This window comes from Rhodococcus wratislaviensis (assembly GCF_900455735.1).
Taxonomy (GTDB): Bacteria; Actinomycetota; Actinomycetes; order Mycobacteriales; family Mycobacteriaceae; genus Rhodococcus_F; species Rhodococcus_F wratislaviensis.
This window is the reverse complement of sequence record NZ_UAUI01000002.1, coordinates 94873-121286: the sequence shown is the minus strand read 5'-3', so window position 1 is coordinate 121286 and position 26414 is coordinate 94873. Positions and strand designations below refer to the sequence as shown.

The following is a 26414-nucleotide window of genomic DNA, read 5'->3' as shown; positions in this document are numbered from 1 at the left end:
CCGAATCAGGCCACACGATAGTGACTGACATTGGCAGGATCCGTTCGTCGCCCCACGAGATCGTGCGGGCACGTTGGGTCCGCGCCAGTGCGTCGACCGTGAACAAGATCGTCCTTGTCCTACGGCGACTCTGCACAATCGGCGCACCGCCAACGTCGAGATTGGATCCGCTTACGGGATAGAGCCGGAGCGACGCGGCTTTCGGTGAAACTTACCCGCTCAGCTGGGGCGGGCAGGATCTCGCTGCTCGCCCGGCCCGCGCGTGAGGTCGTAGAACGCGAGGGCACCGCCCCGCTGTCCCCGGTTGGCCGCGGCGGATGCGGCCAGCCAGGTCCTGCTGGCAGCCGCCGCGACGGTTCGGTCAGGATGCCGGGCATCCTCAACCCGTTGTCGGCCGACCGGCGCGACGGCGTTGGTGTAGATGCCGGCGTGTGCGGCGCGCATCACCTTCTTGTCCAGTTTGCCGACGCTGGTGCGGGGTAGGGCATCGAGGTGGAGGACGGTGTCGGGTAGTTGCCACTTGGCGAACGAGCCCGCTAGCAGGGTGTGGATTTCTTCGATCGTCAGCTGTTCGCCGTCGGTGGTGACGATGAGCGCGACCGGACGCTCCTGCCATTTGGGGTGTTCGACACCGATCACGGCCACCTCGGCGACTCTCGGGTGCGCGAGAAGGGCGTTCTCCATGTCGATCGAGGAGATCCATTCCCCGCCGCTCTTGATCACGTCCTTCAGTCGGTCCGTGAGCTTGAGGTATCCGTTGGGTGCGATGGTGCCGACGTCGCCGCTGCGCCAGTATCCGTCGACGAAGTGGTCGGCGTCGTCAAAGTTGTGATAGCGCGCGGTGATCCACGGCCCGCGCAGCAGCACCTCACCCTGACTCTTGCCGTCGTGTGGAAGGTCGTTGCCGTCGGCGTCGACGATGCGGATGTCCACCCCGTTGACCGGTAGACCTTGGCAGCGTTTGAGGTCCCACTTCTGCTCATCGGAGATATGTCCTCGCAGCGACGGCTTGATACCGGCGTTGACAGCGACTGTCGGGGTGGTTTCGGTTGCGCCGTATGCATGGATGATGTCCGCGCTCGTCAGCTCGTAGAATCCGCGCATCAACGACAGTGCGGGCTCGGTGGCACCCGACAGCAGCCGCACCCGCCGGAAGTCTGGTTTCACTGCGAGCGTCTCGATGTAGTCGAGCATCGGCTGGAAGATGGCCGGGGCGCCGTTGGCGACGGTGACGTCTTCGGCGATCATGGCGTCGACCAGTACCGGGGTGTCCTCGGCCTGATAGCGGCCGGGCAAGACGATTCTTGCGGCGCTGTAGACCGCGGACTGGGGTAGTCCCCAGCATTGGCCGTGGAACATCGGGGTGATCAACATGACGGTGTCGTCGCTGCGGATACCGAGGTTCGCGGCCTGGGCCATCGTGTGCAGGTAGATGCCGCGATGGGAGTAGTAGACGCCCTTGGGGGTGCCGGTCGTGCCGGTGGTGTAGCAGGCACTGTAGGCGGAGGTCTCGGCAATGACGGGCCAGTCGAAGTGGTCGGGGGCCGCGGCTACCAGGTCCTCGAAGTGGTGGACGGCGACGAGAGTGGTGGCGATCTGCGACATCGGCTTGTCCGACATCACCACCCACGCACGAACATTCGGCGTGAACGGGGCCAGCGCCTCCGCGATCGGTAGAAGACTCTCGTCGACCAGGACGATACTGGCCTCGCTGTGCGAGGTGACGTAGCCGAGGTCCTCCGAGGCCAGCCGCAGGTTCATTTGCAGCATCACCGCACCGGTGCCGGGGATGGCCCAGTAAAGTTCGAAGTGCCGTTTGCTGTTCCAGTCGAGGATGCCCACCACGTCGCCCGCGCCGACGCCGAGCCCGGTCAGCACATTCGCGGCACGCTGCATACGGGCGTAGGCCTCGCCGTAGGTGTAGCAGTCCCAGCCGCCGTCCGGGGCACGGTAGACGATCTGCTGTTCCGGGTAGGTCCGGGCGGAGTGCCGGATCAGGGTGGTCGTGTTGAGTTGGTAGTCGTCGCCGTGGGTCGACGGCCGCCCCCGGACTACGTCGTGCATCATGCCGTGCTCCTACAGGTTGATGTGAGGTCGGGTCGTGAAGGTTGCGGTGGCCGCACGCGGATCACCCGCGGTGCCGGTCCGGCTGTCGGTCGGGTCATCGGCCCCAGAGCATCATCATGAGGCGGTCGAACCGTCGTGATCGACGCGCGTTGTTGGGGAACATGGTCGGTTCGCGGGTGAGCGCGAACCGAGTGGTCAGGATCGTCTGGGTGTCACAGTATTTACGGATTCCGTCTTTCCCGTGTCGTCCGCTGCCGAACCCGGACTGACCGGCGCCTGCGAAGGGTGCCTCTTGGGCCAGAAAGCTCATGATTGCATCGTTGATCCAGGTGTTACCCGCGACCATCCGTCGTGCGAGGCGGTGTGCCTGTGCGATATTGCGACTGAAGATGGTCGACCCCAGCCCATAGGGCGTGTCATTGGCGAGGCGAACGGCCTCTTCGTCGTCGCGCACCTTCATGATCGGCAGGATCGGGCCGAACGTTTCTTCTTGCATGACCTTCATCGTGTGGTTGACGTCGACGAGCACGGTCGGCTGGAAGAAGCGCCCGGCGCCCGGCTCCCGCTTGCCGCCGACGAGAACGCGCGCGCCCTTGGCAGTTGCGTCGCCGATGTGACTCTCGATGATGTCGAGTTGCGGCGCGAAGGTGATCGCCCCGACGTCCGTCGAGCCGTAATCCCCGGGTGCGCCGATCCGCAGTCGCGAGACCTTCTCGGTTATCTTGGACACGAACTCGTCGTAGACCGGCGCCTCGACGTAGACGCGTTCGATGCCCATGCAGATCTGGCCGGCGTTGCGGATCGACCACTCCACGGCCACGTTCGCGGCACGCTCGACGTTCGCATCGGCGAGGACGATCATCGGGTCCTTGCCGCCGAGTTCCAGGGACGACGGAATGAGCCGCTCGCCGCAGCGGGCCGCGATCCGGCGGCCGGTGCGGGTAGAACCGGTGAACTGGATCATGTCGGCGCAGTCGACGAGCGCGGCGCCCGTGTCGCCGGCACCCGTGGCGACCTGGAGGACACCTATCGGGAACCCGACCTCGATCGCGCCGCGAACCACTTGCTCGACGGCGAGCGGCGCAACTTCACTCGGCTTGAGCACCACCGTGTTTCCGGCCATCAGGGCGGGGAGTGCGTCACCGACCGACGCGGTGAGCGGATAGTTCCACGGCGCGATGACACCGACCACCCCGTGCGGGCGGTACCGGACGACAACCTTCTTTCCGAGCACGAACGGAGAGTGGGTGCGGATCTTGTCCTCCGCGAGGTATTTTCCTGCGTTCTTGGCCCAGAAGCCCATCGAGTCGGCGAGGTAGAACAGTTCGGCCAGCAGCGCATCCTCACGGGTCTTGCCGTTCTCGGCGACGATCGTGTCGATGAGCGAGGCGCGGTTGGCGACGAACCAGGATCGCAGCTTGCGCACCAACTCGGCGCGACGATCGAAGCCGATTTCCGCCCAGGCGGGCTGGGCGGCACGCGCACGGACCACCAGTTCGGCGACGTGGTCGGCGGTCATGTCCTCGATGTGGGCGATCACCCGACCGGTGGCCGGGTTCTCGATCGCAATGGTCGCGGTCGTGCCGTGGCTCTGCAGCGGTGTCGTCATCGCGCGGCTCCGGACCTGGTGACAGCGGACTTGGATACAGATGTCGCGACGGTCCTGCCGAGGAAATCCGCGCACCGCTCGCCGATCATGATTGCCGGTGCGTTGGTGTTGCCGCGGATGATGGTGGGCATGACCGACGTATCGGCCACCCGCAGGCCGTCGACGCCGTGGACACGCAGGTGCGGGTCGACGACGCCGTCGTCGGGGGTACCGATACGCGCGGTGCAGGCGGGGTGGTAGGTGTGCTGAACCGAGGTACGGATCCAGGCCTCGACCTCGTCGCGCGTCTGCACATCACGACCCGGGGTGATTTCGGTGCCCAGGACGGCGCGCGCGGGCCCGGTCGCGGCGATGTCACGGGCGAGGTCGACGGCGTCGATCATCTCGTCCATCTCCGCGCGGGTCGAGAGCATGTTGTACGCGACCCGGGGTTTGCGTGTCGGGTCGTTCGAGCGGATCCGCACCGTGCCCCGGCTGCGAGGCGCGATATAGGACATCGCGATCGTCGCCGCGGGCACGTCCCACGCCATCTGGCCGTGATCGTAGAAGTATCCGGGGGCGAAGAGGCACTGGAAGTTGGGTGCCGGCATGGAGGTATCGGTGCGAATGTGCGCGGCGGCTTCGGCGACGTTGCTCGTTAGCTTGCCGCGCCGGCGTATCAGCCACTCCAACAGGTACTTCGGCTTCGCCGCGTCTGCGATGCCGATGTGGCCCTCGGTCAGTTCGTAGGTGGTGTAGACGAGCGGGTGCTCCATCAGGTTCTCGCCCACGGCCGGCAAGTCGACGATCGGCTTCACCCCCAGCGAGCGGAGGAAATCAGCCGGACCGATACCCGAATGCTGGAGCAGTGCAGGAGTGTTGAAGGCGCCACCGGACACGATGATCTCGGCGCGGGCGTTGATTCGCTCCGTATTGCCGTTCTCGTCGGAGGTCTCGACGCCGACCGCTCGGCCCCGCTCGATGATGATCCGGGTGACGAGCGTATCGGTGCGAACTTTCAGATTGCGCCGCCGCGCGATCGGTGCGAGGTATGCCTCGGCGCTACCGAAGCGCATGCCCCGATGTTGGGTGACCTGCACCCGTCCCGTCCCGTCCTGTGTTTCACCGTTGAAGTCGTTGTTGCGCTCGATCCCCAGGGCGGCCGCGGCCTCGACGAGTGCCAGACTGACCGGGTCCGGGTCGGGAATGCGGGTGACCTTCAGTGCGCCCGCGGTTCCGTGATAGGTGCCACCGAATTCGTCGTTCGATTCGAAGCGCTTGAAGATCGGGAGCACGTCCGCGTACGACCATCCGGTGGCGCCGTTCTCGGCCCAGGAGTCGTAGTCGAGCCTATTGCCGCGGAGGTAGATCATCGCGTTCATCTCGCTCGATCCGCCGATCATCTTCCCGCGAGGAGAGAACAGACGGCGCCCGTTGAGGTGCGGTTCGGGCTCGGTCCAGTAGTCCCAGTCGAGCTTTCCGTGAAACTGCTGGGAGAATGCGGCGGGCGCCTTCACCTCGAGCCGGCGATTGCCCCCGCCGGCTTCGATGAGCAGTACCTGCGCGGTTTTCCTCTCACTCAGCCGAGCGGCTACCGCGCACCCCGCCGAACCAGCGCCGATTACGATGTAGTCCGTCTCATGTGACATGAATCTCTCCTTCGTCGGTGAAATCGAAGGTACTGACGCCGCATCCGGCGACCAATGGTCCGCACGCCAACAGATCCCGACCGCGTTGTACTCCAGCACAAAGAAGGACGGGCTAGACTCGGCGGCATGGTCGGCGCGGCACAATCCGGGTCCCGGGATCGGTACGGCGAGCTCTCCGCAGAGGGTCGCCGTCTGGTCGCCGAGGTCGCCGCCGAGCTCGGTGACCACTTGGAATCGGCGCGAGCGGCGGTCAATGCGCGCGTCCTGGTCGAATTGCCTGAGCTGGATCAGGCACCGCTGGAGCTGCACGACGGTTTCGATCGCTCGACCAGGGCGCACATGGCCTTGCTTCGGGGGATGCTCGGCGCGTGGACCGATCCGAGCGCGGCGCCCGCGCCGAAGGAGGCCGTCGACTGGGGTGTGGATCTCGCCCGTCACGGGATACCGATCGAAACGCTGTTGCGCGCCTATCGGATCGGGCACGGCGAATTCTGGCAGTTCTGGCTGAAATTGCTGTCGGCCCGGGTCGACGACCCCAATCTGCTGGCCGAGACGTCCGCCGCGACTTCGGACTACACGTTCAGATACGTGGATGCAGCCCTGGTACCGATCATCGATGAATACCTCCGGGAGCGAGAGCGTTTGGCTCGGCGAGCGCAGAGCCTGGGCGAAGCCGAACTACGGCGCGTGCTCCGCGGAGACGCCGTCGACATCGGATTGGCGAGCGAGCGGATGCGGTATCGCCTCGACGGCTGGCATATCGGGTTCATTGTGTGGTCCGACGCGGAGGACGAGGTCGACGTCACGCCGCAACTGGACCGAGCCGGGGCCCGAGTCGCCGAAGTATTGCGAGGTACCGAATCACTGGTGGTGCCTGCGGGCCGCTCGGTGCTCTACGGGTGGGTCGGGTCGTCGCGACGCCGCGGCGGAACCACGGCGCATTCGGAGATCGACGGCATGCACGTCTGCGTAGGCTCACCGGGAAAGGGCGTCGCCGGCTTCCGGCGCACCCACGATCAGGCCGGGCTGGCGCGGCGGGTGGCCCGACTGTCGACACCGGTTCCCGCGTACCTCGACTACCGCGACTGTGCGGTCGCGGCACTGCTGTGCGCCGACGTCGACCGCGCCCGCGAGTTCGTCGCCGAGGTCCTCGGCGAGACCCTTGAACGCGACGACGCGGATCGGCTACTCGAAACCGTGTCGGTCTACCAACACGAGGGATTGAGCCTCAGCCGGGCAGCCGAGCGGCTGCACGTGCACCGCAACACCGTTGCCTATCGGGTGCGCCGCGTGGTCGAGGCGAGTACCGAGAACGACGGAGGCTCACTGCATCTCCGGGCCGCTGTCGAACTGGCTCGACTCGTCGGGCCCGTCGCCGACGGGGGACACCGACGGAACCCATGATGACGACGTTGTTGATGGAGACAAAGGCGTCCTCCGGTCCGGTCCAAGCGCCGTAGCGCCGCAACGGGACCAGGTTGGGCATGAGCAAGAGCCGCAAACCTACGCTCTGTCCAGTCCGATCTCACATCATGCTCCCTTCGCGGCGGAACCTGGGTCAGCTGCGGCTCCCGGGGCGAACAACGATTAATCAACCCCGTAGGAGAGTCGCGGTCAGCGACGGCTCACACGGTCAAAGTCCCGCCGAGTGCTGTCCGAGCACGCCGGGGACCAACCGGCCGCCCGTGTTGACGGCGCCGACAGGGAGATCTGACCTGGCGAACTTGTACCCTCGCCTCGGGAGTATCGGTCGCGCCTATCGCTTGTATCGGTTCGCACGTGTTGTTCCTCCGCCGGGCCGAGATCAGTATTGCCCTCGTGATACTGATCACTCGTAGGCCCAAGGAGTCGCTTTGAAAACGGATACCGAAGACCCCGCAGCTGGTTCTACCGGGATGGTGCAGCCAGCTCGAGTGAAGTTGCGATCCGTATGGACCGTCGTGATCTTGTGCATGCTCTTCATGGTCATCAATTTCGCCGACAAATCGGTAATGGGATTCGCCGGTGCGGCGATCCGACAGGATCTGGGTATTTCGGCGGAGCAGTTCGGATTGCTTCAGAGTGCGTTCTTCTGGCTGTTCGCTGCAGGTGCGATTTCGATCAGTGCGCTCACGCACAAGTTCTCGCCCGTCAATATCATCATGGTTCTGGTCGTGGTGTGGACCGCTACCCTGATTCCGCTGACGCTGACCGGCAGCTTCGCCGTTGTACTGTTATGCCGCATCATCCTCGGGTTCGCGGAGGGGCCGTCGATCGGACTGGCGATGGCTGTTGCCCACTCATGGGTGCCTGCCCGCAAGCGCGCCCTGGTCTCCGGCGTCGTCAACGCCGGTTCCTCCCTCGGACCCCTGATCGCCGCACCCATCCTGACGTGGGTGATTGCCGCGCACTCCTGGCATGCTGGCTTCTTCGCCCTCATCCCCGTTGCTCTCGCCTGGTTGGTGGCATGGTTCTTTCTGGGTCGTATGGGTCCCGAGACGGTCACGAAGGCGAACTCGGCCGTCGACCGCGATCTGCCTGAGCGGGTGCCGTATCGGACACTACTGATTCAGCCCACCGTGATCGGGATCGCTCTCCTGACGCTTCTGGGCTATTGCTGTGTCGCGTTGAAGATCTCCTGGTTGCCGCTCTTCCTCACCGAAGGATTGGGATACTCCACGACACAGTCGGGTCTACTCGTGACACTTCCCTACATCGTGTCGATCGGAGCGAACATCCTGTTCGGATGGATGTCGTCACGATTGTCCGTCCGGGGCATCCGCGGCAGATACGCTCGCGGATTCTTCGCGGTGGGACTGATGTTCGCTAATGGCATCTCGATGATCCTGTTCACCGTTCTCGGCGCCGGAGTGATGCAGATGGCATTCGTGGCACTGGCCTTCGCCCTGTACTCCGGTGCGATGAGCCTCTCATTCGCGGTGCTGGCTGATGTCGTTCCCCCCGCTCAGCGCAGCACCGTCTACGGATGTGTGATCGCGTTTTACAGCCTGGGTGGTGTCTTCGCTCCACTGCTCATGGGCTGGGTGGTCGGTGCGGCCTCGACTGCCGCGGACGGATACTCTTCCGGATTTATGTGGACGGGCACGGTCATGGCGATCGGTTGCCTTGTCTCTCTCGTACTGATCCGACCCGAAGCAGATGTCCGGCGACTCGTGCGGGTAGCTGCGACCACGGGAGCGCCCGGACCCGGCGCGAACCGGCCCCGGTAAGGCTGACTCCGACCCTTCGCCCCACTGCCAATCGATCTCGATCGGGCGGTCCTGCAGCTTACCGTGGGTGATGCCGGTGACGGCATCACCCACGTCACGTTGTGGCTCGTCGCTGCATCGAGTGACTAAGGTGCCAGGTCGTTGTCTCGCCACTGCGCCGCCGCCTTGCGTGTCAGGCCGATGACGGCGGTCGCGGAACTGGACGGACGCACCGCGTTGCGATAGATGAGACTGATCTCGAGTGTCGAGGGGGGCCCGGCAAACGGAACGCCCACAAGGTCGATGCGTGGCGCAGGGATCCGGCTGCCGAGCTCGGCTTCCAAGGCCACTCCCAGACCCGCTGCCACCATGGCGTGCAGCGTCTCCAGTGTTCCCGCTTGCACGATCATCGGTGTCCGGCTTCCGAAGTGCTCGTCCACCACCCGACGCAGGACAAAGTTCTCGGGAAACAGAACCAGAGGATAGGCCGCTAGCTGGTCCATGGTCACCTCGTCCACAGTCGAGAGGGGATGCCCCTTTGGTGCGCACACAAGTACCCGGGTTGTGAGAAGAGGCACCACGTGTAAGCCGGACACGGTGTCCGCCGGCTCATCCGGGCGGCGGGCGATCAGCCCGAGATCAAGATCTCCGGATAGCACGTCGCGACGAATATCGACCGAGCCTGCCTCGAGGACCTGAAACTCCAAGCCCGGGTGCGCCGCGACGAGCCGTGACATGACACCCGGCAGGAACGTGCGTGCCACAATGCCGATGGAGCCGATTCTGGTCAGCCCCTGACTCAGCCCAGTGATAGCACTTGCCTGTTGACGGATCGCGGTCTCGGCGGCAAGGGCGCTGTGCACGTTATCGAGGATCGCCTCACCGGCGGTCGTGACCGTCACACCCCGTCGCCCGCGCACGAGTAGGACGACGCCGAGTTCTTCCTCGAGCGCTCGAAGCTGCTCGCTCAGCGTCGGCTGGCTGACTCCAAGATGATCCGCCGCCGCGCGCAACGACCCGAGCCTCACCGCGCTGTCGAAATAGTGGAGCTGGGTCAATCGCACAGCGGTTCCTTCCGTGCGTAAGAGCGATAGTCCAGAACTATCACTAGCTTCGTGGTTGACCCGTTGTACCACGACGAGGCGCCGACCACGATGGATTCATCGGACAATGAGAGGACTGCAGTCGTGACGGAGAACCACCACGAAACCCCTTCGGTACTTCCGCTCGAAGGTATTCGCGTTCTGGACATCGCCACCGTGCTGGCGGCGCCGTTCGCCGCAACCCTTCTCGCGGAGTTCGGTGCCGAGGTGATCAAGGTCGAGCAGCCCGAAGTAGGGGATCCGGTGCGACACTTCGCCCCGTACCGGGATTCTCAGTCACTGCATTGGCGGGTCACCAACCGCAACAAGAAGTCGATCACTCTCGACTTTCACACTGAGGTGGGGCGTTCGTTGTTTCACCGACTCGTGCAGGAAGCCGACGTCGTCGTCACGAACTTCCGGCCAGCCAAACTGCGCGAGTGGAACATCGACTTCGACGACCTCGTCAAGGTCAATCCGTCCCTGGTGTACTTCCATCTCACTGCGTTCGGCCGGACCGGGCCCTATAGTGATCGGCCGGGATTCGCACGCGTGGCTGAGGCGATGTCGGGACTGACTTACACCACCGGCTATGCCGATCGAGCACCGGTCTTCGCGGGATATCCCATCGCCGACGGAATCAGCGGAATATATGGTGCCTTCTCGCTCATGATCGCATTGCGTCATCGCGACCTCACTGGCGAACCGCAGTTGGTCGACCTCGCACTGTACGAACCGCTGCTTCGGCTTATGGAAGATCTTGTTGTCGGGTACTCCGGAACCGGCACAGTCAAGGAGCGTGTCGGCAATGCGCAGCCGAACATCTGCCCGAACAACGTCTATCCGACTTCGGATGGCAAGTACGTAATCTTGCCTGCATCGACCGACAAGATGTGGAACCGGGTCGTCAACCTGCTCGATGACGATGAGCTCCGCCGATTCGCCACGAACGAGATACGTATGCGAAACCGGACACTGATCGATGAGCGGATCGCGAAGTTCACCGAGCAGTTCACGCTCGAGGAGGTCATGACGATCTTCCAAGAGAATGACATCGCTTGCGGGAAGGTGTATTCGGTCGCCGATATCGTCTCCGACCCGCAAGTCCTCCATCGAGGCAACCTCACGATCATTCACGACGACGACCTCGACGTGGACCTGATGGTGCAATCTCCGGTACCGCATTTCTCGGCGTTCTCTCCCACTGTAGAGTCCGCGCCGCGCCTGGGCGAGCACAACGAGCTGATCTACCGCGAGTTGCTGGGGATCGACTCCGACGCCGTGAAGCACTACCACGACGCCGGCGTCATCTGAACCGGTTCGACCACTTTCGTCTGTCCGGACGCTTCATCACTCACTCACCGAGAGGTACGTCGATGCATGACAAAATTCGTGAACTAGATTTCGACACTTACCTGTCCACGATCCGCAATTTCACGCGGACCCAGTTGGTCCCGATCGAATGTGAAGTCGACGATTCCGGCATCATCCCGGTCGAGATCGTCGGCGAGATGCGGGCGCTCGGACTGTTCGGTATCACACTGCCCCGCAAGTACGGCGGCCTCGAGTGGACAATGGCAGAGCAGGTTCGGCTGACCTTCGAGTTCACCCAGACCCTCGGCGTCTTCCGATCCCGGTTCTCCACAACCATCGGCCTGGCATCGCAGATGCTCCTCGACCACGGCACCGAGGAGCAGAAGGACGCGTACCTCCCCGCGATGGCAAATGGCGAGTGCATCGGATGCGCGGCAGTCACCGAGCCGGGAGCAGGCTCGGACGCCGGTGCCGTCGAAACCACTGCGGAGCGACGCGGTGGAGGGTACGTGATCAACGGTCGCAAGCGGTTCATCACCAATGCCTCGATCGCCGATGTCATGCTGGTCCTTGCTCGAACGGATTCGGCCATCCCCGGAGCGAAGGGCACATCGATGTTCGTCGTGCCGGCGGACACCCCGGGTATCGAGGTCGTCGCCGCACCGCTCGACCAGATGTTGTCCTGGCGGGGGTCTCCGACATGCGAGATCACCTTCACCGACGTCCGGGTTCCCGCGAGCGCTCTACTCGGTGGCGCCGAAGGTGAGGGCCTCGAGGCGGCGCTCCGCGGCTTCAACCACGCGCGAACTCACATCGCTGCGACCGCAGTCGGGCAGTCGATTCGCCTCCTCGACGAATCGCTTCTGCATGCCACCACCCGTCGCCAGTTCGGTCGGCCGCTTGCGAACTTCCAGCTCATCGCCGGCATGCTCGCCGACATCCAGACCGACGTGTGGGCGGGTCGGGCGATGATTCTCGATGCCGCCGGCCAGTTTGACGCCGGCCCGATTCCACTGACGGAGATCGCGGCCGCAAAGTACTTCTGCAGCGAAATGTCGGGGCGGGTTGCCGATCGGGCAGTCCAGATCCTAGGCGGCACCGGCATCGTCGGGAACGGCATCGTCACCCGGCTCTTCCGTGACGTCCGTGTCCTGCGGGTCGGCGAGGGCGCAAGCCAGGTACTGCAACAGCAGATTGCCCGCCGGATTGGGCAGACGTCGGCGCAAGGGGTGGCGTCGTGAACACAACCGTGACGACGATGTTCGGCTGCACATACCCCATTTTCGGGCTGAGCCACGATCCGGGGGTGGTCGCGGCGATTTCCGAGGCCGGTGGCGTCGGGATCTGGGCCGCGGCGCGGCTCCTACCCGAGGAAATCACCGATCGGGGCCGAGAACTGCGCGAGCGACTGGGGCAACGACCGTTCGGAATCAATGTGATGCTGCCACGTGGGGTACCCGAGAGTTCGGACCGCGCCGCGGTCGAGGCGCAGCTACCCGCCGAGCATCGCGCGTTCGTCGACTCGCTGTATGACAAGTACCAAGTTCCCCGGGATCGGGAGCGCGGCGAGCGGGATCGCATCGTCCGATCGGAGGAACTGTTCTCGGCACAGGTCGACGCTGCGCTCGGTACGGGTGCGCGGCTGTTCGCGATGGCAGTGGGAACCCGTGACGGCATCGCCGAGCGCGCGCGGGCGCAGGGCATGTCGATTGTCGCGCTGGTCGGCGCACCGCGGCACGTGCACCATGCTCGTGAGATCGGGGCGGACGTGATCGTCGCCCAAGGTTACGACGCCGGCGGCCACACCGGGTCCATCGGTACCTTCTCCCTCGTGCCGAGGATCGTCGAACTCGCCGGAGAAACACCAGTTCTCGCCGCTGGCGGTGTCGGTACGGGTGCTCATGTCACCTCTGCCCTCGCGTTGGGCGCAGCGGGGGTCTGGACGGGGACACTGTGGCTCGGGACCGACGAGCACGGGATGCCGGAGGTTCTGTTGCGTAAAGTCATCGAATCCGGCTGCGAGGACACCGTCGTCACCCGCGGCTCGAGCGGCAAGCCGATGCGGCAGATCCGCACTGCATGGAGCGACGAGTGGGCCGCTCCGGCGGCACCGGCCGCGCTTCCGATGCCCTGGCAGGATCTCCTGGTGGGCTCGCTGGAGGGGTCGGTTACCCGGCACGAGATCGCGCCGTTGATGTACACCCCCGCCGGGCAGAGCGTGGAGTGGATCCGGGGGCGCACAACGGTGGCCGACACCATGAACCGGCTCGTAATGGAAATGGAGACGGCTCGAGCGAATCTCGCGTCTTCGCGTACTGGGGGCGGGAACCCGGTGACCGGTGCGTGACAAGTTCACACGAGGGGTGAATAGCTCGACTTTCGCAGTTTCGGGGGATTCGGTGACTGTAGCGGTCCGTTCGCGATGGTCGACCTGCTGTGCGACCCATACCTCTCGCCGACGTCCGCGGGCCAGCCGGACGCGTCTGCGCGATCGCCGCCACCGCCCCTGACTCTCGACGCTCCGGAGGCGGCGCGAACCGAATATATCTGCGGAATTGCAGGCGTTGCGGGGTACGTGCGCGCCGAGACTCGGCGACTTGCTCATCGGTGTAACCGAGTTCGCGCAGGACGACTCCGGTGTGCTGTCCCACGGCAGGCGCCGCGACCGAAATGGTGCGGCGACTGCCGTCGAGGGTCTTCGGCTCAATCGTAGTGTGGTGCACCATGCGCTACACGACGCCGCTTAGCTCCAATTCGGTGGTTCCACAGCGTACCGACCGGTCACAGGTCCAGAGTTCGATCCGACTCCTGCCCTGCGACTTCCAGACTCGTCGAATTCGCCTTCCCCACTGGATGAACCGACTCGATCTCGGACGAGTTGACGGGGTCGTTGGGTCGGCACAACCGATGAGGCTGAACTCAGAGGATTGTGATCGTCGCAGCCACTGCCAAAGAGGTCACCGTGATCACCAATCCGACCGCCCGTCGAATCGTTGGGCGAGCTCGGCCGGCGGTGAAGTCGGCGCAAAGCGCCCGCCGATGCTGGGGCGACGAGACGAGCAGCACCGCGGCGAGCATCAGGGTGGCTAACGGTACGCCGGTCGACCACGTCCGATTGTCGTGGTCGACCGTGGGAAGGCAGCGGCTGCACAGTAGGGCGACCGCGCCGAGGGCCAGTGATGTTCGCACCCACGCCAGTGAGGTTCGTTCTGGCTGCAGTCCTGCGTCACCATGCGTTGTCGTCATCGGATCGCGAATACGAGAGCAAGCGTGGTGCCGGCGCCTGCCAAGACACCGACCAGCATCGGTGCCAGCGCCGGCGCAGGCAGGCTGTGACCGCGGCGCATCGCCGATTCCACACCCATCCATCGGAGGAAGCAGCCAATGGTGATCACTACTGCGGCTACCAGCAATCCGGTCACGAGGAGGCGATGGATCATTGGAGGCAATTCGGGGCCGAATGTTTCGAAACCGACTGCGCCTGCGATCATGCCGAGGGCTGTACGTATCCAGGCCAGGAATGTCCTCTCGTTGGCCAGGGTGAAGCGGGGGTCGGGATCTTCTCCGACACGGAAGGGTCCAGGCCGTCGGCGCCCCTTGGTCATGGCAGCGGAGCGGCGGAATAGATGTCGCGGTACTCGGCGCGGAGGGACTTCTTGTCCAGTTTGCCGACGCTGGTGCGCGGAAGTTCGGACCGCACGACGACAGTGTCGGGTAGTTGCCACTTCGCGAATCGCGTGCTGAGCAGCTCCTGGACCTCGCTCAGTGGCAAGTCCTCTCCGTCAACTGTGGCGACCAGTACCAGCGGTCGCTCCTGCCACTTCGGGTGCGGAACCGCTACCACTGCGGCCTCCGCGACCCGCGGGTGCACCGTGATCAGGTTCTCCATGTCGATGGAGGAGATCCACTCGCCTCCGCTCTTCACCACGTCCTTGAGCCGGTCGGTGAGTTTGAGGTGACCGGTCGGTGCGACGGTACCGAGATCACCGCTGCGCCAGTAGCCGTCCACGAATTGATCATGGCCGGGCTCGCGTCCGAAGTAGCTCGTGGTGATCCACGGTCCGCGCAGCCACACCTCGCCGACGCTGACGCCGTCGTGTGGAAGTTCCCGTCCCTGATCGTCGACGATCCGCACGTCGACCCCGTTCACCGGCAGTCCCTGGCAGCGCTTGAGATCCCACTTCTGATCATCGGAGTACTCACCGAGGGAAAACTTCACGCCGCGGTTGACGAAGGTTGTGGGTGTGGTCTCGGTGGCACCGTATGCGTGGATCACGTCCGCGCCCACCTCGTCGTGGAAGCCACGCATGAGCGCGAGCGGCGGCTCGGTGGATCCGGACAGCAGCCGGGCTCGGCTCAGGTCTGGCTTGGTGTCCAGGGTGCGGATGTACTCCAGCATGGGCCCGAATATCGCCGGGGCACCGTTCGCCACCGTCACCGTCTCGGCGATCATCGCGTCCACCAGCACTCCGATGTCCGCGGCGGTGTACGCCCCGGGCAGGACGATCCGGGCCGCGGTGTACACGGCCGACTGCGGTAGGCCCCAGCTCTGCGCGTGGAACATCGGGGTGATCATCATGACGGTGTCCTCGGCGGACATCAGCAAGTTCACCGCCTGCGCCATGGTGTGTAGGCAGATGCCGCGGTGCGAATAGTAGACGCCCTTCGGCCGCCCGGTGGTGCCGGTTGTGTAGCAGGCGCTGTACGCGGACCGTTCGTCGATCACGGGCCAGTGGTATTCCGACGGTGCCCGCGTCACCAGCTCCTCGTAATCGACCGCGTCCGGCAGGGTGGTCTCGAGCTCGATTACCGGGCGATCCGCCATGACCACCCACCGGCGGACACCGGGGGCGTGCGGTGCGATGGCCTCCGCCACACCGATCAACGATTCGTCGACCAGAATCACCGAAGCGCCGCTGTGCGCGGCGACGTACCCCAGGTCCTCGGGCGAGAGCCGTAGGTTCATCTGCAGCATCACCGCGCCGATGCCGGGGATCGCCCAGTACAGCTCGAAGTGCCTGCGGGTGTTCCAGTCCAGGATCCCCACCACGTCGCCCGGCTGCACGCCCAGCGCGTCCAGTACGTGCGCGGCGCGTTGTACCCCGATGAAGGCGTCGGCGTAGGTGTACCTGTCCCAACCTCCATCGGGTGTCCGGTACACGATCTCCTGTTCCGGATATGTGCGCGCCGAATGCCGTAGCAGCGTGCTGGTGTTGAGCTGGTAGTCGTCGCCGTGGGTCGATTGGTGTCCGGTGATCATGGTCATGGTGGTGCTCCTGCGTGGTGGTCGCCCGGCGCGGTGAGCGCCGGGCGATGAGATGAAGTGGGCGGATCCGAATCGCCAGGGTCAGTGGGCCTTTCGCTCCGCGAGGTGGACGGCGTCCCGGTCCGGGTTCGCCAGCAGCGCCACGGCCAGTCCGGACACGATTAACAGGGCCGCTCCGATCAGGAAGGCGGTGTGATAGCCCGACGCCGCCTGATGTGCGGCCTGGATCAGGCGGCCGGTGAGAAACGGTGCGATGACCCCGGCGGCGCCGAGAAAGGCGAACAGCACACCCAGCACCGCGCCGCGTTGCGCCACCGGGGTGATCTGCGCGACTGCGGCGCTGGATGCGGGGAACGTGGCGGTGAACAGGTTGAACGCGGGCAGCATCAGGATCAGCTGCAGTGTCCCGTCGGTGAATACGAAGCCCACCATGCTGAGCCCGGCGATCACCACCGCGATCCCGGCCACACCGGCCCGCGCCCACCGGGACGGTATGCCGCGGGCGATCAGCATCCGAGACACCACGCCCTGGCCGAACATCGCGATCGCGCCCATCGCGGCGGTCGCCGCGATCCAGTTGCCCGTCGAGATGGTGCTGATCTCGCGCACCGACTCCAGATACGTCGGCAGCCAGCTGGTGAGCAACGCGGTCACGAAGTAGCAGCCGAATCCGGCCAGCGCAAAGCACACCCAGGTGCGAGTGGAGAACAGTCGCCAGTACGACACCCGCCCCGCGGCCACGGAGGCGGATCCGGCACCGGTCGGTTCGGACGCGGCAGCGACACCGTCGGCGGGTTTGTCGTACGGTCCCTCTCGCCCGAGCAGCAACCACACCGCGGCCCACACCAGGCCCGCGATACCGAGCACGCCGAAACACCAACGCCAGCCCCAGTGCACCTGAACGATCGCCATCACCGGCGCGGCGACCAGCAGTCCCAGGCCCGACGCGGCCAGGACGATGGAGTTCGGCAGGTCGCGTCGCTCGTCCGGGAACCACTTCATCACCGCATGCAATGCGACCGGGGTAGCCGGCCCTTCCGCCAGTCCGAGCACGATCCGGGACACCAGCAGCACCGCGAACGAGGCGCCGCCGAGCACCGGAAACTGTACAAGCGCCCAAACCACCGCCATGAGGAGCAACATCGGCTTGGTTTTGATCCGATCAACGAGGAAACCGCCCAGCACGGTGCCGATCCCGAACAGGAAGAAGAACGAACTGGCGATCAGTCCGTACTGGGACGGGGTCAACCCCAGATCCTTCATCAGGGCGCGGGCAGTGAGTCCGAGCACGGACTTGTCACCCCAGTTGATCAGCATGAACAACGCCAGCATGGCGGTGATCAGCCACGCCCTCCGAGTGGAATGGGCCCGGCCGGGCGGGGCCGCCAGCGGGTTGAGGGTGAGGGACACGACGATGCTCCTTCGTACAGAGTGCGGGAAGGGTGTGGGTTGGAATCGGAACTACGGGAGCGGCGTGTCAGACGAGCGAATGGGTGGTCTTCGACTTCAAGCAGGCCGCGAGGCCCTCGGGGCCCAGCTCACGGCCGAGGCCACTGGCTTTCGTGCCGCCGAACGGCGCGACCGGGTCGAGCATGAAGTAGTTGATGCCGAAGGTGCCGGAGTCGATGGCATCGGCGACCGGACGGGCCGAGTCGGGATCAGCGGTCCACACCGTGCCGGCGAGACCGTAGTCGCTGGCATTGGCCAACGCGATCGCCTCGTCCACCGAGTCGTACGGCAGCACGCTGAGGACCGGTCCGAAGATCTCCTCCCGGGCGATGACACTTCCCGGGTCGACGTCGGCGAAGACGGTCGGCTGCACGAACCAGCCACGATCGAGGCGCTGCGGGCGACCGCCGCCGGACACCAGCCGGGCACCGTCGGCCACGCCGCGCGCGATATATCGCTCGACGCGGGCACGGTGCGCCTCGGTCACCATGGGTCCGACGAGGGTGCCGGGATCCAACGGGTCCCCGACCGCCGCGCTGCGGCAGAGCTCGGCGAAAAAGTCGACCGCCTCGGCGTAGCGACCGCGCGGAGCCAGGATGCGGGTGTTGGCGACGCAGGTCTGGCCGTTGTTGAGCAGCGTCGCCTGGAACAGGCCGTCGGCGTTGACGGCGAGGTCGACGTCGTCGAGCAGGATCGCGGCAGACTTGCCACCGAGCTCGAGGGTGACCGGCCGCAGCAGTTGCCCGCAGCTGGCACCGATCTGTCGGCCCACCTCGGTGGATCCGGTGAATGTCACCTTGTCGACGCCGGGGTGCCCGACCAGGTAGCGGCCGATGTCGGCGGCGCCGGGCACGATGGAGATCACCCCCGGAGGCACGCTCGCGGCGCTCACGGCGTCGGCGAACAGGTAGGTGTCCAACACCGTCTCCGGACCGGGTTTGATCACCACGGCGCACCCGGCGGCGAGCGCCGGCGCGACCTTGAAGGCGGTCAGCAGGTTCGGGTAGTTCCACGGGACGATCGCCCCGATCACGCCCACCGGGAGCCGGTCGACGCGGGCGCTGCCGCCGAGCAGCCCGGGCCGGACCTCGGAGAACTCGGTGTTCCGGGCCAGGTCGGCGTAGTAGCGGTAGACCGCGACCGGGATGGCCGCCTCCACCGCCAGCGCGGTGGTGATCGGCATCCCGTTCTGCTGGGCGACCAACGCGGCGGCCTCGGATCCGCGCGCCTCCACCTCGTCGGCGAGGCGGTCCAGCAGGTCGGCGCGGCGGCCGGGATCCCAGCCCGCCCAGCCTGCTTTATCGGTGAGGGCCCGGCGGGCCGCCGCCACGGCAGCGTCCACGTCGGCCTCGCCGGCCGCGGGTGTCCGGCCAATGACCTCACCGGTGGCGGCGCCGATCACCGTGATGGTGTCGGCGCCGGCCGGGGACCGCTGCGCGCCGTCCACGAAGAGTGTGTCGTGCTCGATCATGTTCACTCTCTCCTGTGTCAGTGTGTGATCAGAACGGCTGGTCGCCGACCACGGTGACCCGCTCCATCACCCGGCGCTGCGGGAAGTAGTCGCTGATGGCGTAGTGCTGGGTGATGCGGTTGTCCCACATCGCGACAGAGCCGGGTTCCCAGCGGAATCGCACCTGGTACTCCGGCACCCGAGCCTGGAACAGCAGGTAGTCGAGCAGGTCATTCGCCTCCTCACCGGGCAGGCCGTTGATGGCTTCGGTGAAGGGCTCGTTGACGTACAGGAACTTGCGGCCGGTCTCCGGGTGGGTGCGGACCACCGGGTGGGAGGTGCGCGGATGGATGCTCTCCATCTCGGCGATCGCCTCGTCGGTCATCGTCAGGCCCCACGACTTGACGAAGGTGTGCGTCGCGGTGAGGTCGTCGATGCGCTCGCGCACTCCGTCAGGAATGTTGTCGTACGCGGCAGCCATATCCGCCCACATCGTCTCGCCGCCGATCTCGGGTACCGAGATGGCACGAAGAATGGACAGCATGGACGGATCGCGCCGGAACGAGGTGTCGCTGTGCCAGACGTTCTCCATCCCCACAGCGGTGTCATCCTTGGCCAGCCGGGAGATCGCCTGCACTTCCCCGTTGGGGAAGAAGTCATTCGCTTCGATACCACCCCAACGCTTCGCCAGAGCGATGTGCTCAGCCCCAGTCAAATGCTGTTCGCGGAAGAACAGCACCTTCCATTCCAGCAGCGCCCGGTGCAACTCGGCATGCGTCTCGTCGTCGATCGCGCCCAGGTCTACACCCTCGACCACGGCGCCGATCGTGACCCCGACGGGACGAAGGATCAGGCGCTCGTAGGGCTGATGAAATAGCTGCTCACCGGCAGTGCGGCGCAGTTCACGGGTGCCGAAGTGCAGGCGCGGATAACCGCGGTCACCAACCATGGGGACGCGGGCGAACATGCTCTCTTGCGTGATCGTCGTCATGGTTAAAGTGTGTCGCCAATCACCATCGACGCCACTGTGTCTTCTCGCAACCCTGACCCGGCATGCATGTGCAGTAGCACAATCATAGGATGAAGCATTACCAGCACAACATCGCCGGCCCCGGCCCGCGCCCCGACGGTGTCGACCGGATCCTCAGCGAGTTGGGCGGCCGGATCGCCGATGTCTCGCTACGCACCACCCGGACCGCGGTGACCACCATGCTGTTCCCGCCCGAGATCGTCGACGCCGAGATGCCGGCGATCGCGCGCCGCTCCTTCCCACTAGTGCTGGCTAGCCTGCGGACCGGCAGTACCCCCGGCGAGAACGAGCTCGCCATGCTCCGCGACCGCGCTGCCCAACGGGCCCGCGAAGGTGTACCGCTGACACTGCTGCTCCATATCTGGCAGCACGGCTTCCAGGAATTCTTCGAGGAGTCCGGGTGTATCGCGAACACAGACGAGACGAAAGCGTTGACCTGGATCGGGCGCGCGATAATGCGCCTGCAAGAGATATTCCTCGCTGAGATGGTCACCGCGTATCAGGGGGAACAGGAAACCCTCACCGAGGAACGGTCCGGAGCCGTACCCCTGATCGCGCGCCTACTGCTGCTCGGCCAGGATCCGCGGGCGGACGCGGAGCGGCTGAACATCGCCCTCGCAGAGTGCTACGACGTCCTCGCGGTGCGCCTCGGATCCGTCGCCCACGACGGCCGCGATGCGGAGGCGCGGGAGGTGGCAGAGCGGCGTCGCCTGCACCGCATGCTGGCCCTGTTGCGCACCGGTGGAGGTCCCGCGACGCTGTCAATGCTCGACCGGATCGGAGGCTACGTGCTCGTGCCGCGGTCCCTCGATGCCGCGCGGAGCGCCGAACGACTGGACCGGTTTGTCGCCGCCTTGGAATCCGCTGCCGGCTCCGCGATCACCGCTGCGGTGGTGGAGGACATCCCGATCGGCGGGGTGACCGCCGCCGCCCGACAGGCCGACGAGGTTCTCGATCTGGTGCGCGCCCTGGACCGGAGTCCCCGCCTGTATCGACTCTCCGACGTGTTCATGGCCCACCAATTGAGCCGGCCCGGCCCCGGCGTCGACCACCTGGTGGCCGGTGTGGAACCGGTGCTGAGCCACGACGAACTGCGCACCACCCTGCAGACCTACTTCGACTGCGACCTCGACCGGCAACGCACCGCGCGCCGCCTGGGCGTGCACCCGAACACGGTGAACAACCGGCTGAACCGAATCGCCGAGATCTCACCGCACAGCCCGTTCACCCTCGCCGGCATCACCGCGCTGTCCGCGGCACTGACCGTCGAACGGCTGCGGTCCACCGGTCCACCGGACCAGTCGTAGCACGCCTAGGGATACCCAGCAGGTGGCGACCACCGAGGTCAGCGCCCGCTCGGCACGCTTGCGGCGCTGCAGCAACCAGATGCTCCTATGTTCGTCAAGTGGTGTGCGCGGCCTCGAAATCCGCGCGGATGGCGTGGTAGATCTCGCGGACGACGAACCGCTTCAAGGTAGACACGTTGAGCCGTCCGTGCACGGCCCGAACTGCGAGGTACGCGGTCGCCTGCGCGATGGTGCGGGCCAATCTGCCCTGACGGTCGCCGCTGACTACGCCCTCCGCCGAAATCATTCGAATCAATAACACCGACCACGGCGTCGCAGCGACATGTTCGACAAGGAAGCGCGGGCGCGAGGGTGTGGGGTCAAAATCACGGAAAGGCCGATCGCGATCCTGATAGGTGAACACCCCACGGATGGATGGTGGAGTGGTGGTGGGTGGAGGGGTGTTCACCTATGGCGAGCAACAGTGCGGGCCTTGGTAGGTAGACGAACTGACGGTTCGGTAATCACACGTAAGAGGGGCCTCCAATCACACCTGATTCAACCTGCTGCAGGCACGGTCGCGCACTCCAGGCGAACGGATGGTTGCTGCAGATCGTTCTGGTGGGCGCAGTGCCGGCGGGGGAGTGGAGTGAGTGCTTCACCGTCAGTCCCACTGGCGGACCTGAAGACCTCCGCTGGCGAAGAGTCCATAGGTCGCTGCCGGTCTGTGGGTGACTGCTGTAAAAAACATTTACGCAGCGCCTTCATAAACCAGCAGGCTGGCACACTGTTGTGCTCTGCAGAGTGCGGTCAGAGTGCCTCGGCCTACGGATTTCGTGCACTGAGGGTCGGAAAAAGCGTGACGATCGCGAAGTTGGCCGGACAAGCACCGGTACACAAGCGGCCTCCGGTCAGGCCGTCCGCGACGCCCTCACACGAGAACGCGCCGGTGCCGGTCGTGGTCGATGTCGAACTCGACCAGGGCTACTACGACCGCGGCATCGCCGCCCGCCGCAACGCCCACGTCCACCTCGAGGACATCCTCGACGGCATCGAAGACGAAGCCGACAGAATTCTCGCCGACCTGCTCGCTATCCTCGACTGCACCGAAATCGACTGACGGAGTAGTGATCCCGACACAGGGGATCGTCAACTACGGTGCGATAACTGAAAATATCGCCGCCGAGTGCGCACAAAACCATGAGTGACATGGGGTAGGGCGACAGTGGGGCCGATGTGGTGGCAGGTGGTCCTCCTCCGTCGGATCCAGTTATCCGACAAAGAAGCCCCCGCCAGCGAAACTGGTGTGCGACGGACACGGGTGTGCAGTCGTTATTGATGACGGGTCACTACCTGACCTGGCACTGCCAGATTTCATCTCACAAGGTGGGTGTGTCTGGGGCGAGTGCGTTGCTGTTGTGTCCTGCCATTTCGTCTGGAACGAGGCCTGGGCGAGTTCAGGGTGGGGTGAGACCCTGCGCGTCTGGGTCCGACGGCGTCGATGGCGCTGTCGGTGCCGGTGGTGTTTCGGTCTCGTCGGGCAGGGTGGTGGGCGGTGGTTCGGTGGCGGGCAGGGTGACCGACCATCGTTGCGCCGGAACCCGCCACAAGCGGGCCACACCGAAGAACACGGTCGCCGCCAGCACCCCGAGAGCCAGAGCAATCAGTGGAGCCCGCCGCCCCGCAGCCGGGTACGCCGCCGCACCGAGCATCAGGCCGGCACCCACCGCGTTCAGGGCCAGGGCCGGTTCGGTCGTCACCGCCACAACAGCAGGCAGGCCGATCGCTGCGGCGCCCACGAGCGCGGTGGCGGCTGCGCCGATCCCGGAACGCAACCGCAGCAGCACCGTCAGCACGGCGACGGCAACGACTGCTGCGATAGTTCCGGCCCACTGCGGACTGACCAGCACCCCGCTCAGGCCGTCCTTCGCAGCGATGGTGTGGTCGAGTACCTCCGATTCGCGGAGAGCGAGGCCAGCGAGCACACCGCCGATCAGGGCGGCGACGATCGGGCCACACCGATCAACGAGATCGAGATTCACCGGCAGACCGTAACCCGCAGCATCGGCAGAGCCCGGCATTCCGGGTGAGCCTTAGCTGTGGCTGCGTTGGTGTTCACTGGGGATGTCGGGACCTCGGCGTCAATGGCTGAGGTGTCGTTGGAGTGCCGGAAGATCGGCGAAGCCGATCCTTTTTGCGGTGTGATGACCGTATCGTCCATGTCCTGGGGGTATGGCCGCTGTTCGGTCTGCGACTGTTACTCGCGGCACCGCCTGTGGTGGCGGCATTAGCAATGCGAAAAGTGGGTTTCCTGGTTTGCCGTCGCGGCACTCGTCGGTTTGGCGATCGCCGGGTTGGTGAATTGGGCGTATACCTCTTACTGGGGATTGCTTCTCTTCGCTGTTCCCTTGGCGGTCCTTGGATCAATCGTCGCGACGTTCCAGCGAGCTATCCCGCGTCCGGGGACGTCAGGACGTGGTCCTGCCGCAGCGGGATAAGGGCAGTGCTGAAGACGCCTTGGGGCGACACATTTTCCGACACGCTCTAGACGCGATGAACTGAACGACATCGGTGCTAACGCCGCGACTCGACGTCGCCTCGATGCCCCGCAAGCGGATCCGTGAACGGGCCAGCTGTTCGGTCATCAATCCGCGGTGCGGTGGAACAAATGGCCGAAGTCTGGTGCGAGCCGATCGAGAGTAGTTGAGAAGTTGCGACCTGTACCGCTTTCTCAGTGTGGTGAACCGACTGGGGTTCGGTGTGTTCCGGATGAACGTCGGGGGATCAGGGTCGGGAGGGCACGCCTGATCGGGTTGTCGACGAGGGCGGGTTCGAGCATGAGATCGAGGGCGGTGGCGGCGATCTGGTCGAACGGGGTGCGCACCGAGGTCAGCGGGACGGGAAGTAGATGTGCGAGGGGGATGTCGTTGTACCCGACCAGTGCGATGTCGCCGCCGACGGATAGGGACCGTTGATGGGCGGCCGCGATGACGCCGAGCGCGAGGTTGTCGTTGGCCGCGAAGACCGCGGTGGGCGGGGTGGAGGAGTTGAAGAGTCGGCGTCCGGCTTCTTCGCCGCTTTCGATGCCGAAGGTGGTTTCGATGAGCCGGTCCGGGTTGACCGCGATTCCTGCCTCCTGCAGAGCCCGCCGCGCTCCGGCGAGGCGTCCGGTGGCGGTGGAGGTGAAGAGCGGACCGGACAGCACGGCGATGTCGGTGTGCCCGAGGTCGATCAGGTGCCGGGTAGCGAGGTAGCCGCCGGCTTCGTCGTCGCCGATCGAGGACGGGCTGATGCCGTCGGTGCGCAGGACGAGTGCGTGTGGCACCCCCTGCTCGCGAAGCTCGCGCGGTAGCGGATCCTCGCGGAGGCTGGAGGCGATAATCAGGCCGTCGACGTTGCGGGCGAGGAGAGTGCGTGCCGCCTCGCCTTCGTCGGTGGGGTCGTCACCGGTCGTCGCGACGACGGTGAAGTAACCGAGCCGGGTCGCGGCACGGCTGATGGCCTCGAACATCAACGCCATAACGGTGTCGCTCAACCGCGGGACGAGCACTCCGATGGTCGCAGTCTGGCCGCGCCGCAGGCTGGAGGCGAAGGTGTTGCGCCGGTAGCCGAGTTGATCGGCGACCGCGCGCACCCGTTCGGCGGTGGCCGACCGCGAGGGCGGTACCCGATCGTCGAGCACCCGGCTCACGGTCGAGGTGCTCACGCCGGCTGCCTCCGCGACTTCCCGCAGCGTGACCACCCTGCTCTTTTCCCGCATCCGCTGCGCGCTCCCGTTCGCTTCCATGGCCTTCCTCTCTACCGCCTTCGGTGGTCTGTCGACCCACTGAGAAGGCCTGATCACCGCGTCCTCCGTGGTGACCCTTGACACAGTTACCGATCGTAGCGCACGATGAAATCGTTCACGGGAACGTTCCCGGGAACGTTTGCACAGATTCTTCGAGGGAAAGAGCACCCCATGAGCACACTCGACCTCCGCGGCCTCACCCCGGCACCGGTGACCCCGTTCACCCGGGACGGCGCCGTCGACTACGACGCCATCCAGCGCCTCGGCTCGTGGCTCGGCAGTGTCGACGGCGTCAAGGGCCTGGTCGTCCTCGGCCACGCCGGTGAGGGCACCTTCCTCACCCAGGACGAACAGGTCCGCGTCATCGCCGCGTTCAAGGACTCCGTCGACGGCCGGCTGCCGATCATCGCCGGCATCACCGGCGAGGGCACCGCCGTCTCGGTGGAAGAAGCCCAGCGCGCCGTGGACGCCGGCGCCTCCGCCGGTCTGGTGTACCCGTCGCACGGGTGGCTGCGGTTCGGCTACCAGGACGGCGCACCGCAGGATCGGTACAAGGCCATCTACGAAGGCTCCGGTCTGCCGCTGATCCTGTTCCAGTACCCGGACGTCACCAAGGCCACCTACAACCTGGACACCCAGCTCGAGATCGCCGCCCAGCCCGGCGTGTTCGCCACCAAGAACGGGGTGCGGAACATGCGCCGCTGGGACCGGGAGATCCCGGTCCTGCGTCGCGAGAACCCCGACCTGCAGATCCTGAGCTGCCACGACGAGTACCTGCTGCACACGGTGTTCGACGTCGACGGCCTGCTCGTCGGCTACGGCGGACTCGCTCCCGAGCCGCTGGTCGAGCTCATCGCCGCCGGCAAGGCCAAGGACTACTCCGCCGCCCGCGCGATCCACGACCGTCTGCTGCCGGTGACGGCCAACGTCTACCACCGCGGCTCGCACATGGAAGGCACCGTCGCCCTCAAGGAAGGCCTGGTCGCCCGCGGCATCCTCGAGCATGCCACCGTGCGTCCGCCGTTGCTGCCGCTGGCAGAGGGCGCGGGTGCCGAGATCGCCGCCGCTCTGCAGTCGGCCGGGCTGTCCTCGGTCACCGTTCCCGCTTGACCCGGCCCACCCCTCGCCGGTTCAGGATCCGGATTCTGTAAGAGAGTCCGTTGCGTGCGGTATCTGAGCACCGCGCGCTGGTCCCGCCGCCCGGCCCGCACACCCCCCGGGCCGGGCGGCGGCACCACCCCCGAGTAGTCCCGGGCCA

The 26414-nt window shown here is 65.6% G+C and carries 21 protein-coding genes and 1 pseudogene; 8 read left to right on the top strand and 14 right to left on the bottom strand.

Translation table 11 applies throughout. The features are described 5' to 3' along the window. Window positions 1–219: 219 nt before the first annotated feature. The 3 genes from DTA22_RS06905 to DTA22_RS06895 all read right to left on the bottom strand — a co-directional run bounded on the left by DTA22_RS06905 (window position 220) and on the right by DTA22_RS06895 (window position 5304). Window positions 220–2067 carry a long-chain-fatty-acid--CoA ligase gene (locus tag DTA22_RS06905; protein WP_112298968.1) on the bottom strand — a complete coding sequence of 616 codons (1848 nt, stop codon included), beginning with the start codon at window positions 2065–2067 and terminating at the stop codon, window positions 220–222. Window positions 2068–2161: 94 nt separating this feature from the next. Next, window positions 2162–3676, bottom strand: coding sequence for an aldehyde dehydrogenase family protein (locus tag DTA22_RS06900; RefSeq protein WP_112298967.1), 1515 nt, complete (start codon window positions 3674–3676; stop codon window positions 2162–2164). Next, window positions 3673–5304 carry a GMC family oxidoreductase gene (locus DTA22_RS06895; RefSeq protein ID WP_112298966.1) on the bottom strand — a complete coding sequence of 544 codons (1632 nt, stop codon included), beginning with the start codon at window positions 5302–5304 and terminating at the stop codon, window positions 3673–3675. The genes DTA22_RS06900 and DTA22_RS06895 overlap by 4 nt, the downstream gene beginning before the upstream one ends. A 126-nt stretch (window positions 5305–5430) precedes the next feature. Between DTA22_RS06895 and DTA22_RS06890 the strand changes: the two genes are divergently transcribed. Together DTA22_RS06890 and DTA22_RS06885 are read left to right on the top strand one after the other, a co-directional pair. After that, window positions 5431–6708 carry a PucR family transcriptional regulator gene (locus tag DTA22_RS06890; RefSeq protein ID WP_160118497.1) on the top strand — a complete coding sequence of 426 codons (1278 nt, stop codon included), beginning with the start codon at window positions 5431–5433 and terminating at the stop codon, window positions 6706–6708. Window positions 6709–7217: 509 nt separating this feature from the next. Next, entirely contained in the window at window positions 7218–8513 is a 1296-nt protein-coding gene (locus DTA22_RS06885; protein ID WP_160118496.1) for an MFS transporter, read from the top strand. A gap of 125 nt (window positions 8514–8638) precedes the next feature. Here DTA22_RS06885 and DTA22_RS06880 read toward each other — a convergent pair whose 3' ends face one another. Continuing rightward, complete coding sequence (locus tag DTA22_RS06880) at window positions 8639–9556, bottom strand: LysR family transcriptional regulator (protein ID WP_146777759.1); 918 nt, start codon at window positions 9554–9556, stop codon at window positions 8639–8641. Window positions 9557–9619: 63 nt separating this feature from the next. Here DTA22_RS06880 and DTA22_RS06875 point away from each other — a divergent pair, with 63 nt between their 5' ends. From DTA22_RS06875 to DTA22_RS06865, 3 genes are all read left to right on the top strand, one after another. Continuing rightward, window positions 9620–10888, top strand: a complete 1269-nt coding sequence (locus tag DTA22_RS06875; protein WP_160118495.1) for a CaiB/BaiF CoA transferase family protein — start codon at window positions 9620–9622, stop codon at window positions 10886–10888. 62 nt (window positions 10889–10950) lie between these two features. Next, window positions 10951–12129, top strand: a complete 1179-nt coding sequence (locus tag DTA22_RS06870; protein ID WP_112298961.1) for an acyl-CoA dehydrogenase family protein — start codon at window positions 10951–10953, stop codon at window positions 12127–12129. Beyond that, entirely contained in the window at window positions 12126–13235 is a 1110-nt protein-coding gene (locus DTA22_RS06865; RefSeq protein ID WP_218027704.1) for an NAD(P)H-dependent flavin oxidoreductase, read from the top strand. The genes DTA22_RS06870 and DTA22_RS06865 overlap by 4 nt, the downstream gene beginning before the upstream one ends. A gap of 572 nt (window positions 13236–13807) precedes the next feature. Here the strand turns inward: DTA22_RS06865 and DTA22_RS06860 are convergent. The 6 genes from DTA22_RS06860 to DTA22_RS06835 all read right to left on the bottom strand — a co-directional run bounded on the left by DTA22_RS06860 (window position 13808) and on the right by DTA22_RS06835 (window position 20044). Next, window positions 13808–14134: a DUF202 domain-containing protein gene (locus tag DTA22_RS06860; protein WP_112298960.1), complete on the bottom strand. Its 327-nt coding sequence runs from the start codon at window positions 14132–14134 to the stop codon at window positions 13808–13810. After that, window positions 14131–14493, bottom strand: a complete 363-nt coding sequence (locus DTA22_RS06855) for a YidH family protein (protein WP_112298959.1) — start codon at window positions 14491–14493, stop codon at window positions 14131–14133. The genes DTA22_RS06860 and DTA22_RS06855 overlap by 4 nt, the downstream gene beginning before the upstream one ends. Then, window positions 14490–16154, bottom strand: a complete 1665-nt coding sequence (locus tag DTA22_RS06850) for a long-chain-fatty-acid--CoA ligase (RefSeq protein WP_112298958.1) — start codon at window positions 16152–16154, stop codon at window positions 14490–14492. The genes DTA22_RS06855 and DTA22_RS06850 overlap by 4 nt, the downstream gene beginning before the upstream one ends. 81 nt (window positions 16155–16235) lie before the next feature. Then, window positions 16236–17564 (bottom strand): MFS transporter, encoded by a 1329-nt coding sequence (locus DTA22_RS06845; protein WP_112298957.1) that lies wholly within the window; start codon window positions 17562–17564, stop codon window positions 16236–16238. 67 nt (window positions 17565–17631) lie between these two features. Beyond that, a complete protein-coding gene (locus DTA22_RS06840) occupies window positions 17632–19074 on the bottom strand; it encodes an aldehyde dehydrogenase (protein ID WP_112298956.1) in 1443 nt (480 codons plus the stop codon). Window positions 19075–19102: 28 nt separating this feature from the next. After that, window positions 19103–20044 (bottom strand): TauD/TfdA dioxygenase family protein, encoded by a 942-nt coding sequence (locus tag DTA22_RS06835; RefSeq protein WP_245973344.1) that lies wholly within the window; start codon window positions 20042–20044, stop codon window positions 19103–19105. Window positions 20045–20133: 89 nt separating this feature from the next. Between DTA22_RS06835 and DTA22_RS06830 the strand changes: the two genes are divergently transcribed. Beyond that, on the top strand, window positions 20134–21390 hold the full coding sequence (locus tag DTA22_RS06830; protein WP_112298955.1) for a PucR family transcriptional regulator: 1257 nt from the start codon (window positions 20134–20136) through the stop codon (window positions 21388–21390). Here DTA22_RS06830 and DTA22_RS36465 read toward each other — a convergent pair. After that, window positions 21391–21468: pseudogene (locus tag DTA22_RS36465) on the bottom strand (hypothetical protein); the annotation flags it as partial. It abuts the gene before it with no gap. A gap of 16 nt (window positions 21469–21484) precedes the next feature. Beyond that, window positions 21485–21793, bottom strand: coding sequence for a hypothetical protein (locus tag DTA22_RS35905; RefSeq protein ID WP_128970046.1), 309 nt, complete (start codon window positions 21791–21793; stop codon window positions 21485–21487). A 435-nt stretch (window positions 21794–22228) separates the two neighbouring features. Between DTA22_RS35905 and DTA22_RS06820 the strand changes: the two genes are divergently transcribed. After that, window positions 22229–22489: a hypothetical protein gene (locus tag DTA22_RS06820; RefSeq protein WP_128639686.1), complete on the top strand. Its 261-nt coding sequence runs from the start codon at window positions 22229–22231 to the stop codon at window positions 22487–22489. 337 nt (window positions 22490–22826) lie between these two features. Here DTA22_RS06820 and DTA22_RS06815 read toward each other — a convergent pair whose 3' ends face one another. Both DTA22_RS06815 and DTA22_RS06805 read right to left on the bottom strand, forming a co-directional pair. Then, the gene (locus DTA22_RS06815; RefSeq protein WP_112298953.1) at window positions 22827–23411 is read right to left on the bottom strand and encodes a hypothetical protein; all 585 of its coding nucleotides are present in this window, start codon (window positions 23409–23411) and stop codon (window positions 22827–22829) included. A gap of 689 nt (window positions 23412–24100) precedes the next feature. Beyond that, the gene (locus tag DTA22_RS06805) at window positions 24101–25156 is read right to left on the bottom strand and encodes a LacI family DNA-binding transcriptional regulator (protein ID WP_112298952.1); all 1056 of its coding nucleotides are present in this window, start codon (window positions 25154–25156) and stop codon (window positions 24101–24103) included. Between the two features lie 171 nt (window positions 25157–25327). Between DTA22_RS06805 and DTA22_RS06800 the strand changes: the two genes are divergently transcribed. Next, window positions 25328–26266, top strand: a complete 939-nt coding sequence (locus tag DTA22_RS06800; protein WP_037235446.1) for a dihydrodipicolinate synthase family protein — start codon at window positions 25328–25330, stop codon at window positions 26264–26266. Window positions 26267–26414: the final 148 nt, after the last annotated feature.